Below are 15,542 nucleotides of genomic sequence, written 5' to 3'. Positions count from 1 at the left end.
CGATGACCGAGGAAATCAGATACGACGACAGCGCAGCGGTGGAGGTGATCCGCGGCGAAGCGCAGGACGAGACACCCGTTTCCGCCCCGCAGGGTGGCGACGGCATGGGCTGTCACGCCGGCGCTGCCGAAATGGAAAAGGCGGCCCGCATGGCGGGCAAGTCCGACATCCTCGACCAATACGCCAAGGATTATCCGCAGGGCCCGCATGACAAGCCGCAATCGATGTGCCCGGCCTTTGGATCGCTGCGCGTCGGCCTTCGGATGCGCCGCACTGCGACCGTGCTGTCTGGCTCTGCCTGCTGCGTCTATGGCCTGACCTTCGTGAGCCATTTCTACGGCGCGCGCCGGTCGGTCGGCTACGTGCCCTTCAATTCGGAAACGCTCGTCACCGGCAAGCTGTTCGAGGATATCCGCGAGGCGGTCCACGACATGGCCGACCCTGATCGTTACGACGCCATCATCGTGACGAACCTGTGTGTGCCCACCGCGTCCGGCGTGCCGCTCAGGTTGTTGCCCAATGAAATCAACGGGGTCCGGATCGTCGGCATCGACGTGCCCGGTTTCGGGATCCCCACCCACGCCGAGGCCAAGGATGTTCTGGCCGGAGCCATGCTCAATTATGCCCGCAAGGAAGTGGAGGCTGGCGCCGTGCAAGCCCCCGTCTCGGGCAAATCCGATCGTCCGACAGTGACCCTGTTGGGCGAAATGTTCCCTGCAGACCCATTGGGTATTGGAGGGATGCTCGCGCCACTCGGTCTGGCGGCAGGTCCGGTCGTTCCCTGCCGTGAGTGGCGCGAGCTCTATTCTGCTTTGGACAGCAAAGTCGTTGCTGCGATCCACCCGTTCTACACCGCCGCGATCCGCGAGTTTGAGGCGGCCGGGCGCACCATCGTGGGCTCTGCCCCCGTGGGTCTGGATGGCACAGCAGACTGGCTTGATGCGATCGCCAACGCCTATGGCGTGACCGAGGACAAGCTGGCCGCCGCAAAGAACGCCTTCCTGCCCGCGATCAAGGCCGGTCTGGCCGCCAACCCGATCAAGGGCACGATCACGCTGTCGGGCTATGAAGGGTCCGAGCTGCTGGTTGCGCGTCTGCTGATCGAAAGCGGCGCCGAGGTGCCTTATGTCGGTACCGCCTGCCCGAAAACCCGCTGGTCCGCGCCCGATGTGGCCTGGCTGGAGGCGCAGGGCGTCAAGATCAAGTTCCGCGCCTCGCTCGAGGATGATTGCGCAGCGATGGAAGCGATCAAGCCTGACCTCGCCATCGGCACCACGCCCGTGGTGCAGAAGGGCAAGGAGATGGGCATCCCGTCGCTCTACTTCACCAACCTGATTTCCGCCCGCCCCCTGATGGGTCCGGCCGGTGCAGGCTCCCTGGGACAGGTCGTGAACGCCGCCATGGCGAACAAGGGCCGCATGGACCACATGCGCGAATTTTTCGCCGGGGTCGGCGAAGGCGATACCGCAGGCATCTGGGAAGGGTCGCCCAACCTGCGCCCCGATTTCCGCGCCGCCCACCAAAAGAAGCTCGACAAACTCGCCCGCGTGGCCAAGGCGGAGGAGATGATCTAGATGCTTATTCAAGATCACGACCGCGCCGGTGGTTATTGGGGTTCGGTTTACGCCTTCACCGCTGTCAAAGGGCTTCAGGTTATCATCGACGGGCCGGTGGGCTGCGAGAACCTGCCGGTGACATCCGTTCTGCACTACACCGACGGCCTGCCGCCGCATGAGTTGCCCATCGTCGTGACGGGTCTGGGCGAAGAAGAACTGGGCCGCGACGGCACCGAGGGCGCGATGAAGCGTGCTTGGGAATCGATCGATCCGGCGCTGCCCGCCGTGGTCGTCACCGGCTCCATCTCCGAGATGATCGGGGGCGGCGTCACGCCCATGGGCACCAACATCCAACGCTTCTTGCCGCGCACCATCGACGAGGATCAGTGGCAGACCGCCGACCGCGCGATGACCTGGATCTTTACCGAATTCGGCATGACCAAGGGCCGGATGCCGCCCGAGAAAAAGCGCGAGGAAGGCGATGCGCCCCGCGTCAACATCCTCGGGCCGATGTATGGCACGTTCAACATGCCGTCCGATTTGCACGAGATCCGCAGGTTGGTCGAAGGCATCGGGGCCGAGGTCAACATGGTCATGCCCTTGGGCAGCCATGTGGCCGAGATGCGCAATCTGGTGAATGCGGATGTGAACATCTGCATGTACCGCGAGTTCGGTCGCGGCCTGTGCGAGGTTCTGGGCAAGCCCTACCTGCAAGCGCCCATCGGGGTCGAATCCACCACAAAATTCCTGCGCAAGCTGGGCGAGCTGACGGGTCTGGACCCCGAGCCCTTCATCGAGCGCGAGAAGCATTCCACGATCAAACCGGTCTGGGATCTGTGGCGGTCCGTCACGCAGGATTTCTTTGCCACGGCAAGCTTCGGCATCGTGGCGAATGAAACCTACGCTCGTGGCGTGCGTCAGTTCCTTGAAACCGACATGGGCCTGCCTTGCGCCTTTGCGGTGGCCCGGATCGCCGGTCGCAAGACCAACAATGACGAGGTTCGCGCGATGATCCATGGCAAGCGGCCGCTGGTCCTGATGGGGTCGATCAACGAAAAGATGTATCTCGCCGAAATGGCCGGTGGGCATGGGCCAAAGCCCGTGTTCATGCCGGCCAGCTTTCCGGGCGCCGCCATCCGGCGCGCAACCGGCACACCCTTCATGGGCTATGCCGGCGCGACCTACCTCATTCAGGAAGTGTGCAACGGCCTGTTCGACGCCCTGTTCCACATCCTGCCGCTTGGCACCGACATGGACCGCGCAGATGCCACGCCGACGACACTGCGGCGCGACTTCCCCTGGGATGCCGACGCGCAGGCGCTGCTCGACCGGATTGTCGAGGAACACCCGATATTGACCCGCATTTCCGCCGCCAAATCGCTGAGGGACGCTGCCGAAAAGGCAGCGCTCGCAGGTGGGGCGGAGCGGGTCGTCAAAGATACCGTGCGGGCCCTCGCCCCCACGGGGTTCGATTTCAACGAGGGAGAGGAAAGATGACGGACTTCACCTCCGACCACCCGGTCGCGCGGCACAAACAGCCCAAGACCGAGTTCATGATCTACTTCGGGATCATTTTCCTGGCGACCTTGCCGCTGGCGACCATCACTTGGGCGCTCGCCGCGATCCGTCAGGGGGGCCTGACCGACAAGGGACCGATCAAGCGCGCCTGGAGCCAGGCGCGGATCATCACACCGATGATCTTTTCGGCCTGAATTTCGGGTCTGACCTGCCCGCTAGAGCCTGTCGTCAGACCACAGGTGGGCAGTCGGACCGCAAGACACACTCGGCGTGACGACCGGAGCCGATACTGAATTTGCCACATCCCGGGCGACCGGGGTGGGGCGAATGGCCGACAGGGCATGAGGCCTTGTCGGGGCCCGGCCGCGGGGTTCGCGGCATCGGTCTAACGTTCCGGAGGAAAGTTAAATGGCTGATAATTCCGACCTGTCTTTCACAGGTCTTACTGACGAGCAGGCTCAAGAGCTGCACGCGGTATACATGAGCGGGCTCTGGCTGTTTTCGGCCGTCGCCCTTGTCGCTCACCTTGCCACGTACATCTGGGCACCCTGGTTCTGAGAAGGAGCTAAATCATGGCTAAGTTCTACAAGATCTGGCTCATTTTCGACCCCCGCCGCGTGTTCGTGGCTCAGGGCGTCTTCCTGTTCCTTCTCGCGGCGATGATCCACCTGGTGGTTCTGTCGTCGGGCCTGAACTGGTTCGAGTCCGCAGCAGCAACCGCCGGCTTCGGCGGCTGATCTGACCTGCATCTGCGCCCGATGGGCGCGGAACAGTCTTGCTGCGGGCGGCGCGGATGTCGTCCCGCCCGCAGCGATCCGATTGATTTGACTGACGGCTGACCGGCACTGCCCGTTGACGCCGCCGAACGCGGAGACAGACGCATGGCTTTGCTAAGCTTCGAAAAAAAATATCGCGTCCGCGGAGGGACGCTGATTGGCGGCGATCTGTTCGATTTCTGGGTGGGGCCTTTCTACGTGGGCTTCTTCGGAGTGACGACAGCGTTTTTCGCCCTTTTGGGCACGATCCTGATCTTCTGGGGAGCTGCCATGGATGGCAACTTCAACCCCTGGACGATCAACATCGCGCCCCCTGATCTGAGCTACGGGCTCGGGTTCGCGCCGCTCATGGAGGGCGGTCTTTGGCAGATCATCACCTTCTGCGCGATCGGGGCCTTCGTGTCCTGGGCGCTGCGCGAGGTCGAGATCAGCCGCAAACTGGGCATGGGCTATCATGTTCCCATCGCTTTCGGCGTTGCGATTTTCGCCTATGTAACACTCGTGGTGTTCCGCCCGCTTCTGATGGGCGCCTGGGGTCACGGTTTTCCCTATGGCATCTTCAGCCACCTCGACTGGGTGTCAAACGTCGGCTACGCCTACCTGCACTTCCATTACAACCCGGCGCATATGATCGCGGTGTCGTTCTTCTTCGCGACGACCTTCGCACTTGCGTTGCACGGTGGACTCATCTTGTCGGCGGCCAATCCCGAAAAGGGTGAGGAAGCCAAGACGCCCGATCACGAGGACACCTTTTTCCGCGACTTCATCGGCTATTCGATCGGTACGCTGGGCATTCACCGCGTTGGTCTTCTGCTGGCGCTGAACGCTGGGTTCTGGAGCGCAGTCTGTATCATCATCTCCGGCCCGGTCTGGACATCCGGCTGGCCCGAGTGGTGGAACTGGTGGTTGACCCTGCCGATCTGGCCCGACGCCGGCCCGGTTCACACCTCCACCTATCTTGAGACCTACGGTGCGAATGCACCGGCAGTCGTCGGGGGGACCCAGTAATGGCCTACTTCGAATATCAAAACATCTTCACTCAGGTGCAGGTGCGAGGCGAGCCCGAGATGGGCATGGAACTGGCCGACAACATCCAGGGAGGAGAGCGCACCAAGACCGCGACCTTCTCCAACTTGGCCGGCTGGCTCGGCAATGCGCAGATCGGACCGATCTATCTGGGCTGGGCCGGTGTCATCAGCCTTGCCACCGGCACGCTCTGGTTCAACATCGTCGGTCTGAACATGCTGTCACAGGTCGGGTGGTCGATCCCCGAATTCGTGCGCCAGCTGTTCTGGCTGGCGCTGGAACCGCCGGGCCCGGAATGGGGCCTGCGCATGCCACCGCTCAATGACGGCGGCTGGTACATCATCTCGAGCTTCTTCTTGTTGATCTCGGTCATGATGTGGTGGGTCCGCACCTACCTGCTGGCGGCACAGCACAAGATGGGCAAACACATCGCCTGGGCTTTCCTTGCCGCGATCTGGCTCTTCCTCGTGCTGGGCTTGTTCCGTCCCATCCTGATGGGGTCTTGGTCCGAGGCGGTGCCCTACGGCATCTTCCCGCACCTTGACTGGACGACCGCCTTCTCGATCCGCTACGGAAACCTCTACTACAACCCGTTCCATGCGCTTTCGATCGTGTTCCTCTATGGCTCCGTCCTGCTGTTCGCCATGCATGGCGCGACCATCCTTGCCGTCTCCCGCTATGGCGGCGACCGGGAACTGGAACAGATCTACGACCGCGGCACGGCATCCGAACGCGCCGGCCTGTTCTGGCGCTGGACGATGGGCTTCAACGCCACGATGGAAGGCATCCACCGCTGGGCTTGGTGGTTCGCGGTCCTGACCCCGATCACCGGCGGCATCGGTATCCTTCTGACCGGCACGGTCGTGGACAACTGGTTCATCTGGGCCATCGAACACAACTTCGCCCCCGAATATCTCGGCGACTATGGCTATGAGGCCTATGGTACCTACGCCGACTTTGGCGGCATCGCGCCGGGAGGTAACTGAACCATGTTTCCCAAGTGGTTTGACAACTGGAACAAGGACAATCCGACCAACATCTTTGGCCCTGCCATTGCGGTCGGGGTAGCTGGATCGGCCGTCTTTGTTGCAGCGATGATCGTGGGCTTTGGCCAGCCATTCCCCACAGAAAGCCAACAGACCGGCCCGCGCGGTACGGGTATGCATGTTCAGGAGTTCGTCTCGGATCTTGCCGTGTATCCCGACGTCGAGGGGTTCTTTACCTCGGAACCGATCGTGCCTGCCGACGGTGCCGCCCTTATGGGCGACGCCGAGGGGGTGCCGCCGTCGCTGGCCAACCTGACGCCCGAGAACTACGAGCGTCTGGTCACGGCGATGCGCGACTGGACCGGAATTCCGGATCTTCTGGAGCCCGGCAACGACAGCTACCAGACGACGGTCGCTTACTCGATGATCGAGATGACCCAGAACATCAACCAGAACTGGGCGGCGCACGTTCAGGCCAACGCGGAGGTAGGGGTGACCTGTTACACCTGCCACCGCGGACAGCCGGTGCCGAACAACGTCTGGTTTCAGGTCAGCCCGGTCAATTCGAACGTGGCCGGATGGTCGGCGAACCAGAACCGGGTGACGATGGTGTCGAACTTCACCTCGCTGCCGTCCGATTACCTCGAGACCTACCTGCTGGCGGATGCCGACGGGAATTATGCCGCCATCAACGTGCATGACCTCGAAAGCCGCGTCGCCAACCAGCCGGGCGATCCGCTGATCCAGCAGACCGAACGTACCTATGCCTTCATGAACTACTTCTCGAACTCTCTGGGCGTGAACTGCACCTTCTGCCACAATACCCGTGCGTTCTACGACCCCAGCCAGGTGACCCCGCAATGGGCCACCGCGGGTCTTGGGATCATCATGGTTCAAGAGACGCTGGCCGAATACATCCTGCCGTTGCAGGACGTGCTGCCAGCGGAACGGCTGGGTCCGGTCTATGCCGATGTGCCGAAACTGGCCTGCCGCACCTGCCATCAGGGCGAACAGCAGCCGCTCAACGGGTTGAACGTGATCCGCAACTGGCCCGAACTGGCCGTTCTGGATGGCGAACCCGACTATTCGGCTTTCGAGTAGGGATGATGCGGGCCGCGGCCCATATCACTTGCGACCGGGGGCGCGGAATCGCCCCGCCCCCGGCTCAGACCAATCCTTGCGTCCCATCGCAAGTTTCCTGAAGCCGCGGGCAGGTTCAGACCCTGTTCGCGGTTCTTTCGTCTTCACTCCACCGGTTCGGGAGGGCCGCAGAATGACCGACAGACCCCACACCCCCGTTCTTGACCGCGTGACCTATCCGGCCGACCTGCGACGCCTGACCGATGCCGAACTCAAGCAATGCGCCGACGAGTTGCGCGCCGAGACGATCTCGGCCGTGTCGGAAACCGGCGGGCATTTGGGATCATCGCTCGGCGTGGTCGAGCTGACCGTGGCGATCCATGCGGTGTTCAACACCCCCTATGACAAGCTGGTCTGGGATGTTGGTCACCAGTGCTACCCCCACAAGATCGTCACCGGACGCCGCGACCGCATCCGCACCCTGCGCCAGAAGGACGGGTTGAGCGGATTCACCAAACGGTCGGAATCCGACTATGACCCTTTCGGGGCGGCGCATTCGTCCACCTCCATTTCCGCGGCGCTGGGCTTTGCCATGGCGCGCGAGATGGGGCAGGCGACGGGCGACGCCATTGCCGTCATCGGCGACGGGTCGATCAGCGCGGGCATGGCCTATGAGGCGCTGAACAACGCGGGCCATATCGGTCGGCGCCTTTTCGTCATCCTCAACGACAACGACATGTCCATCGCACCGCCCACCGGTGCGATGTCGAGCTATCTGGCCAACCTGTCCAAGAACTCGCCGCTGGCTGCCTTGCGCGACATCGCAGATGGCGTCGCGCAGCATCTGCCCGAACCTCTGCGTCAGGGCGCGGAGCGCGCGCGCGAGCTGGTCACTGGCCACCCCAAATCCGCGACGCTCTTTGAACATCTGGGCTTTACCTACATTGGCCCGGTCGATGGGCATGACATGGGGCAATTGCTCAACGTGCTTCGCTCGGCCAAGGCGCGCGCCACCGGCCCGGTGCTGATCCATGCCGTCACCGTCAAGGGCAAGGGCTATGCCCCTGCCGAACTGTCGGACGACTGCTATCACGGCGTGAACAAGTTCGACGTCGCGACCGGCGTGCAGAAGAAATCGACACCCAATGCGCCCGCCTACACCAATGTCTTTGGTCAGTGTCTGCTACGCCATGCCGAGACGGATTCTGCCATTGTCGGCATCACCGCTGCGATGCCCGGCGGCACCGGCCTCAACATCTTGCAAAAGGCGATGCCGGGGCGCGTTTTCGACGTGGGAATCGCAGAACAGCATGCCGTGACCTTTGCCGCTGGAATGGCGGCAGGCGGCATGAAGCCGTTCTGCGCGATCTATTCCAGCTTCTTGCAGCGCGGTTATGACCAAGTCGTGCATGACGTCGCGCTGCAAAACCTGCCCGTCCGTTTCATGATCGACCGCGCCGGGCTGGTGGGGGCCGATGGGCCGACCCACGCGGGCGCCTTTGACATCGGCTATCTCGCAGCTTTGCCCAACATGACCGTCATGGCCTGCGCCGATGAGGCCGAGATGGTCCACATGATGGCCACCGCCGCAGCCCATGACAGCGGACCCATTGCCCTGCGCTATCCGCGGGGGGAGGGCACCGGCGTGGCCATGCCGGAAAAGGGAGCAGTGCTGGAGATTGGCAAAGGCCGTATCCTGCAAGACGGCCGCGACGTCGCGATCCTGAGCTTCGGCGCACATCTGGCCGAGGCCACCGACGCTGCCCGCGCGCTTGAGGCGCGGGGGTTGAGCGTCACCATCGCCGACGCGCGCTTTGCCAAGCCGCTGGATGCCGATCTGGTGGACCGTCTGGTCGCCGGTCATTCCGCGCTTGTCACAGTCGAACAGGGCGCGATGCTTGGCTTTGGCGCCATCGTTCTCCACCATCTGGCGGCGACCGGACAACTGGACGGGGGGGTCGCGATCCGCACCCTGCACCTGCCTGACCGCTTCATCGATCAGGCCAGCCCTGCCGACATGTATGCCGATGCAGGCCTGACGGCACAGGATATCGCCGCCGCCGCGCTGGATGCGCTTGGCGTGGCAACGATCCACGAAAAAGCCCGCGCGTAACAGCGCGGGCCAACAGGCTTTCGGTGCGGTGCGTCAGGCGTCGAGAAAGATCACGCCGGCGTGGTCGCGGAGGTAAATCTGCAGCCAAGGGGTGAAACCCTTGGGGTTCTCGACCACCGTGCGCATCAGGTCGGGCAGGGGTTGCCAGATCGTGTCCATGACCTCGTCGGGATTTGGCGCAGGTTCCTGACCTTGGGGCATTTCGCCCACAAAGATATCCACAACTTCGTGTTCGATCAGCCCGCTGCCGACATCGGCGCGATACTCAACCGTATCGCGAAAAGTCAGCGCGATATCAACAATCCCCAACTCCTGATCCAGTCTGCGCGTTGCACAGTCCAATGCCGTTTCTCCCCAATGTGGATGGGTACAGCAGGTGTTGGCCCACAACCCAGGGGTGTGATACTTTCCCATGGCTCGCCTTTGCAGAAGCACTTTGTCGCCGCGCATCAGAAAAACGGAAATCGCCTTGTGCCGGATGCCCTTTTGATGGGCCTCCAGTTTTTCCACAGGGGTCAATATGCCGTTCACCCAGGCCGGGATCATGTCGGTCATACGTGTGTCGGGGCCACAAGGCCGGTCAGATGGGCAAGGTTCTTGATGCCGATCTTGATATGGGCAAGCGGGCGCGCCTTGACCAGCTCCTTGTTCATGTAGGCTTCGAAGGTCAGGCGCTGAACGTCGACATCATGGCACAGCGACACGAAGCGTTCCCGGCGTTCGTCGGATTTGTAATAGGCGTTTTGCATCGCGCCCAACACCTTGAAGACCGATTTATGCTCCCGCATGAACAGCTTACGGGCAAGTTGCAGGTCTTTGATCATCCCGGTCTGCAGCTTGGTCGCCGCTGCAATCGCAGCGACGCGGCCGCCAACCATGGCATAGTAGATCCCTTCGCCAGATGACGGTGCCACGACGCCCGCGGCATCGCCCGCCAGCACCACGTCGCGGCCGTTGTCCCATTCGTCCAGCGGGCGCAGCGGGATCGGCGCGCCTTCCTTGCGGATGGTCTTGCAATCGGTCAGGCCGGAGGCTTCGCGCAGATCGGCAGTGGCCTTCTTCAGATCCACCTCCTTCAGGAAGCTTCCCATCCCGATGCTGGCCGATTTGCCATGCGGAAACACCCAGCCGTAGAAATCGGGGCTGATGCGTCCGTCATAGATCACGTCGCAGCGGTCGGGGTGATAGTCCCCGCGGGGGCCGGGGGCCTCGACGATTTCATGGTAAGCGATGACATAAGGGATCTTGTCGCCGTCCTTGATTTCCGTGCGCGCAACGTTCGAGCGCGCGCCATCGGCGCCGATCACAAGCTTGGTGGTCAGTGCCCGATCCTCGCCGCTGGCCTTGTCGCGGTAGTGGACGTGCGTCCCGTCCTTGTCGCGGGTGATCTTGGTATAGGTGCCGGTCACGCGCTCCGCGCCAGCCGCTTGCGCGCGCACCCGCAGGAATTCGTCGAAATGCTCCCGGTCGACCATGCCGACAAAGCCGTTTTCGATCGGGATGTCGACGCGGCGGCCGGTGGGCGAGATCATGCGCGCAGTCGTGATCTTTGCGACCAGTTGATCGTCCGGAATGTGGAAATCACGGATCAGGCGGGGCGGGATCGCACCGCCGCAGGGCTTGATCCGGCCTGCGCGGTCGATCATCGCCACCTTGTGCCCGGAGCGCGCCAGATCCTCGGCGGCTGTTGCGCCCGAGGGGCCGCCGCCCACGACAACGACATCGTATTTCATGGTCATTCCCCCGGAACCGTCGCGCCGGTCTGGGGCGACATGGATGTTTTGCCCTCCATCACCCGCAGCGCCATGACGGCGGCTGCAAGGTAAAGAAGGGCCTCGAACGTGAACACGGCGCCAAAGGCCGAGGCGTCATCGGTAACAAGCCGCGCCAGATCGGCCAACGCGGCGCCCGCCAATCCGCCAAAGCCAGCGGCGATGGCCTGCGCGGCACCCCACAGGCCCATCCGCGTGCCTTCGCGCGCCTCGCGTCCCTCGCCGGCCAGCGCCATCATGCTGCCGATCGCCGCGACCGCGAACATGCCGTTGAAAAAGCCCATCGTGACGACAGCAGGCAGCAAGGGTGCGGTTGGCCCGATCTGGCCCAGCGCCGAAATACCCACAAGCGACGCCGCCGACCCGATGCAGCCAGCCACCACCCATGTCTTGAGCGTGAAGAGCCTGAGCGCGGTGCCCGCGATGCCGACCACGACCATGCCAAGAAAAACCCCGCCATTCTGCGCGCCCGACAGCGTGGTCGACTGGCCGGGCGTGAAGCCGAAGACGAGGCCGGCATAGGGTTCCAGGATCAGTTCCTGCATGAAATAGGCGGTCATGCTTAAAAAGACGAACAAGGTGAACATCCGGGCCTTGGGTTCGGCCCAAACCTCGCGCATGCCGTCAAGGAACGGGGCGCTCTGGCCTTCGGGCCGGGCGATGACGCGGCGCTCGATCCCATGGACGGCAAGGCAGGTGACGACAAAGGCGCCCAAGGTGACGACGCCGACGACTTCCATCAGACGCAGGGGCGTGTAGGGGTCGAGGAACTGGCCCGACACCCCCGCCGTCACGGCGATGCCGAAGATCATCATCAGCCATGTGATCGTTGCCGCGGCAGGGCGACGGTGCGGCGCGGTGGACGTGGCCAGCAGTGCCAGCAGCGACGTGCCCGAGGCGCCGACCCCCACGCCAATCGCGGCATAGGCAAGAACTGACACGATCAAGCCCGCCATCCAGGAGGTTTCCATCAGCACGACGCCATAGGCTGCTGTCAGCCCGCCCAGCGCAAGAATACCCATGCCGCCGATGATCCAGCGCGTCCGCTTGCCCCCGGTGTCGGATTTGTAGCCCCATTGGGGCCGGGTGATCTGGATGCCGTAATGCAGCGCCACCAATGCGCCAGGCAGGACGGCAGGCAGCGCCAGTTCCACCACCATCAACCGGTTGAGCGTCGAGGTCATCAAGACGACGATGGCCCCCAGCGCCATCTGCACAAAGCCAAGGCGCACGATCTGGAGCCAGGATAGCGTCACGGCCATGTCTCCAGCGTGCGGACGGCGAAGGCCGTGACCATCATGCCAGAGACATAAAGCGTGACACCGACCCCGTTATACCACGGCGCACGTCCTTTGGGGTCGCGGAGCAGAACCTGCATCGCGTAGGCTTGCGCGATCAGCGACACGGCGATGGCCAGACCATGCACCGGGCGATCCCAGACGAAGAACAGCAGGGCAAAGACGATGACCTGCGGCACGGCCATGACCACGCAAGCCAGTTTCGCGGCCCGTTCCGGGCCAAGCGTGACGGGCAGGGAATTGACGCCCATCTGCCGGTCGCCCTCCAGCGCCTTGAAATCGTTGAGCGTCATGATCCCATGCGCGCCGATGCCATAAAGGACGGCTACGATGATGACCGGCCAGGACGGCGCACCAGCGGCCAGAACGGCGGCGCCGGTGAACCAGGGCAGGCTTTCATACGACAGCCCGACAAGGCCCGGGCCCCACCATCCTGACCGCTTGAGGCGCACGGGTTCGGCCGAATAGGCCCAGGCGGCGGCGATGGCGACCAGCGTGGCGCCGAAACCCCATGGGCCGAGGGCCAAACCTATCAGCGCAGCCGCGACCGACATGAAGATTGCAATCCACAGGCCCCAGCGGCCCGGGATGCGCCCCGACGGGATCGGACGATGCGGTTCATTGATGGCGTCCACATGGCGGTCGCACCAGTCGTTCGCCGCTTGGCTCATGCCGCAGACGATGGGACCGGCCAGGATCACGCCCAAGATGACTGCAAGCCACTGCCCCGAAGGCGATACGCCCGCCGAGACTGCGCCACACAGGTAGGCCCACATCGGCGGGAACCATGTAATCGGTTTCAGCAACGTCAGGACCGCCCGTGGTTCGGGCAGGCTTCGGTGCGATGGGGTCGGGGTGAGGTCGGTCGTTACACTCATGAGTGTAAACATAGCCTGACAGTTTACGAGTCGGCAAGTGTAAAGGAAGGTAGACGCATACATCGCAGGCCCCGTCTGGAGGGCGGCAAAGACGCTGCGCAGATCAGGGAAAGGTCAGGCGCCGCTGCGGTCGTTGCGGTTGAGCAGACCGTATTTGCGCAGCTTTACATACAGCGATTGACGGGACAGGCCCAGCATCTCGGCGGCGGCAACACGGTTGTTGTCGGTCAGCTCCACAGCCGTCTCGATGCACATCTTTTCGACCACATCGGTCGTGGCCGCGACGATATCCTTGAGCGGAGCGGAGCCGACCAGATCCATCACGTTGCGCATTGCATCATCCGACACCGGGCCGGGGCCGGGGATCACCGAGGCGGTCGGGTCGCGCACCACCTCCATCCGCGAGGTGTCGCGGATCACGAAGGCAAAGCCCGACGTGCCACCGGCATTCAGATGCGTGGCCGACAGTTCCACCGAAAGTTGCGAGCCAAAGGCCCCTTCCAGTCGGGTTGCATACATCCGCATTTTGCCGGCGCGGGTCGCATTGTCGGTCAGCACCTTCAGGTCGACACTTCCGCGCGAGAGGAAATCGGCCAAAGACTTGCCCTTGACGTCGCTGGCGCTGCCCGCCTCGGTCAGGTTCAGGAACGCTTCGTTTACCGTCCGGATAATGCCGATGGCATCGGTGATGACCACGGCGTCGGGCCCCTCGCGGAACAGTTGCGCCAGCGCGCCGGACAACTCCGCGGCAACGCTCTCGGCGCTTTTCGCCGTCTCGATCCGGCACAAAAGCGATTTGTCGCCTGCCGCGCGGAACACGATCGGGTGGATCGCCACATCCAGCTTGCCGCGCCGCGTCTTGACCGGAACGGGACCGCTAGTGTCGTCGCTTGCCGACAGCACGAGGCCTTCGATGAACTCGCCCCGCTTGCGGCCGTCGAATTCCTGCGTGAAGGCGCTGCCGGTTAGGGTATCGGCATCCGCGCCCAGCACTTGCGCCGCCGCGGCGTTCAGGTCGACGATCCGCCCCGACGCGACATCGACCAGCACCAGCGCATCGCGCGACGCCTCCATGATGACCCGGTAGCGCGTTTCGTAGTCGCGGTGGGTCTCGTAATCCTTTTCCAGCGCCAGCTGTGCCTTGACCAGCCGGTGCTGGAGCTCAGCGATGGGGCGCAGGTCGCGGCCCAGCATCAAGATGATGTCGGGATTGCCCGTCTTGTGCAGCGTGTAGCGGATCGGGAATTCCCAGTTCGCGTTGTCGAAGTGGTTCACTTCGATCGCGTCGACCGTACCCTTCTGTCCTTTGCGATAGGCTTCCAGCTGGGTTTCGAGCTTGGGCAGGCTGTCTTCGGCCATGAACTCGCGGATATCGCGGTCTTTCCAGTGGTCAAGACGCCCGAGCGTAGGGTTGAGCGGGTTCACGATCACGGTTTTCACCGTGCCCTGCATGTCGAGCACGATGGCAAGATCTGCGGCTGTGGTCACGATCTCGCTGAACTGCTCCGGCGCGATGGCCGATGCCGAGGGCTGGCCGAGAAAATCCGTTACGCGCGTGTTCATGCGATCCATGTCCTCACCGCCGGTCATGACGTGGACCGGCATGGTCATTCGTTACAAGCGACGGGGCCTCCCACCCCGCATCGACAAGCCCGCACACCCGCAAGGCCGACCCCGCATCGCGCGCGACGTGGTCGGCCCCGGTGATCGCAAGGACATCAATGTCCCGATCCAGGACCGCGCCACCAACAAAGATAGGCGTCGCGCGCGCTGCGGTAAGGCGGATTGTGTCCACCAATTCCCTTGCCGATGCAAGCGTCCTGCGCCCTGCGGCGGTAATGCCGATCATCACATAGCGGCGCTTGCGCAGCATGTCCGCGATCTGGCGTGGGTGCTGGTCTATCGCGATATCGACCCTAAAGCCCATCCGCCGCCACTGATCGGCCAGAACGAAGGCGCCGAGTGTGTGGTGTTCGGGCTTTGGAATGATCAACAAGATGACCGGCGCCGTTTCGGCGACGCGCTGCCGGGTCTTGTCATGCCAGCCTAGCACGCGCACCGCCTCCTGCAGGCGGGCCGTGCCGATGGTCACATGGGCAAAGCTGATCTGATCCGCTGCCCAACGCTCGCCCATGATCCGGGCCACAGCGGGCAGGATGTGGTCGATGATGTCGCCGATGGGCACACCGTCTTGTCGCAGCCGCATCAGCATGTCGTGGCGTTTGTCTTCGTCGGACGACAAGAACGCCTCGAGCAATTGCTCGAGTTTGCGGCCCAAGCCGTCTCCTCGGCCGGGGCCGTCGGCTGCGAGGACGGCAAGCGCATGTTGCGCCAGCTGCCGGACCTCGGCCCCCCCGTTCGCCAGAGAGGCATGCACGCTGCTATACGAGTCGTCTTTCATGTGATGCCACCGCTTGCGCCCCCCTCCAACGTCATTCTGTGGTCTCGCGCCGGTCGGGCAGCAAATGGTTTGGGAGAGTGTCGCCCATCCCGTGTCTGCTGTCAAAGTAAATTGACATTATGTCGGTTTCAAGGTGAG

15 protein-coding genes are annotated in these 15,542 nt (G+C 63.3%); 9 read left to right on the top strand and 6 right to left on the bottom strand.

The genetic code is table 11. From position 1 onward, the window contains the following. Positions 1-2: 2 nt before the first annotated feature. The 9 genes from bchY to dxs all read left to right on the top strand — a co-directional run bounded on the left by bchY (position 3) and on the right by dxs (position 9,055). Positions 3-1,574: a chlorophyllide a reductase subunit Y gene (gene bchY, locus C7455_RS06190; RefSeq protein ID WP_109666575.1), complete on the top strand. Its 1,572-nt coding sequence runs from the start codon at positions 3-5 to the stop codon at positions 1,572-1,574. Then, on the top strand, positions 1,575-3,053 hold the full coding sequence (gene bchZ, locus C7455_RS06185; protein ID WP_109666573.1) for a chlorophyllide a reductase subunit Z: 1,479 nt from the start codon (positions 1,575-1,577) through the stop codon (positions 3,051-3,053). It begins immediately after the preceding gene. Beyond that, a complete protein-coding gene (gene pufQ, locus C7455_RS06180) occupies positions 3,050-3,268 on the top strand; it encodes a cytochrome PufQ (RefSeq protein WP_109666572.1) in 219 nt (72 codons plus the stop codon). Before bchZ ends, pufQ begins: the two co-directional genes overlap by 4 nt. A 214-nt stretch (positions 3,269-3,482) precedes the next feature. After that, a complete protein-coding gene (gene pufB / locus C7455_RS06175) occupies positions 3,483-3,632 on the top strand; it encodes a light-harvesting antenna LH1, beta subunit (protein ID WP_109666570.1) in 150 nt (49 codons plus the stop codon). Positions 3,633-3,646: 14 nt separating this feature from the next. After that, entirely contained in the window at positions 3,647-3,811 is a 165-nt protein-coding gene (pufA, locus tag C7455_RS06170; protein ID WP_109666569.1) for a light-harvesting antenna LH1, alpha subunit, read from the top strand. Positions 3,812-3,955: 144 nt separating this feature from the next. After that, complete coding sequence (pufL, locus tag C7455_RS06165) at positions 3,956-4,858, top strand: photosynthetic reaction center subunit L (protein WP_109666567.1); 903 nt, start codon at positions 3,956-3,958, stop codon at positions 4,856-4,858. Then, positions 4,858-5,862: a photosynthetic reaction center subunit M gene (gene pufM / locus C7455_RS06160; RefSeq protein WP_109666565.1), complete on the top strand. Its 1,005-nt coding sequence runs from the start codon at positions 4,858-4,860 to the stop codon at positions 5,860-5,862. Before pufL ends, pufM begins: the two co-directional genes overlap by 1 nt. 3 nt (positions 5,863-5,865) lie before the next feature. Further along, a complete protein-coding gene (gene pufC, locus C7455_RS06155; RefSeq protein WP_109666564.1) occupies positions 5,866-6,963 on the top strand; it encodes a photosynthetic reaction center cytochrome PufC in 1,098 nt (365 codons plus the stop codon). Positions 6,964-7,135: 172 nt separating this feature from the next. Beyond that, on the top strand, positions 7,136-9,055 hold the full coding sequence (gene dxs / locus C7455_RS06150) for a 1-deoxy-D-xylulose-5-phosphate synthase (RefSeq protein ID WP_109666562.1): 1,920 nt from the start codon (positions 7,136-7,138) through the stop codon (positions 9,053-9,055). A 33-nt stretch (positions 9,056-9,088) separates the two neighbouring features. Here dxs and idi read toward each other — a convergent pair whose 3' ends face one another. The 6 genes from idi to C7455_RS06120 form a co-directional block, all read right to left on the bottom strand. After that, positions 9,089-9,610: an isopentenyl-diphosphate Delta-isomerase gene (idi, locus tag C7455_RS06145; RefSeq protein WP_109666561.1), complete on the bottom strand. Its 522-nt coding sequence runs from the start codon at positions 9,608-9,610 to the stop codon at positions 9,089-9,091. Continuing rightward, a complete protein-coding gene (locus tag C7455_RS06140) occupies positions 9,607-10,788 on the bottom strand; it encodes a geranylgeranyl diphosphate reductase (protein WP_109666835.1) in 1,182 nt (393 codons plus the stop codon). The genes idi and C7455_RS06140 overlap by 4 nt, the downstream gene beginning before the upstream one ends. 2 nt (positions 10,789-10,790) lie before the next feature. Beyond that, a complete protein-coding gene (locus tag C7455_RS06135) occupies positions 10,791-12,083 on the bottom strand; it encodes a BCD family MFS transporter (RefSeq protein WP_109666834.1) in 1,293 nt (430 codons plus the stop codon). Beyond that, a complete protein-coding gene (gene chlG, locus C7455_RS06130; protein ID WP_109666560.1) occupies positions 12,080-13,003 on the bottom strand; it encodes a chlorophyll synthase ChlG in 924 nt (307 codons plus the stop codon). Before chlG ends, C7455_RS06135 begins: the two co-directional genes overlap by 4 nt. Before the next feature lie 114 nt (positions 13,004-13,117). Next, positions 13,118-14,614, bottom strand: a complete 1,497-nt coding sequence (gene ppsR, locus C7455_RS06125) for a transcriptional regulator PpsR (protein WP_342767619.1) — start codon at positions 14,612-14,614, stop codon at positions 13,118-13,120. Further along, positions 14,580-15,404 (bottom strand): cobalamin B12-binding domain-containing protein, encoded by an 825-nt coding sequence (locus C7455_RS06120; RefSeq protein ID WP_109666558.1) that lies wholly within the window; start codon positions 15,402-15,404, stop codon positions 14,580-14,582. The genes ppsR and C7455_RS06120 overlap by 35 nt, the downstream gene beginning before the upstream one ends. Positions 15,405-15,542: the final 138 nt, after the last annotated feature.

It is taken from the genome of Roseicyclus mahoneyensis (assembly GCF_003148775.1).
In the GTDB taxonomy this organism is placed as follows: Bacteria; Pseudomonadota; Alphaproteobacteria; order Rhodobacterales; family Rhodobacteraceae; genus Roseicyclus; species Roseicyclus mahoneyensis.
Note: the sequence above shows the minus strand (reverse complement) of the source record. Positions and strands in the feature narration are given on the sequence as shown.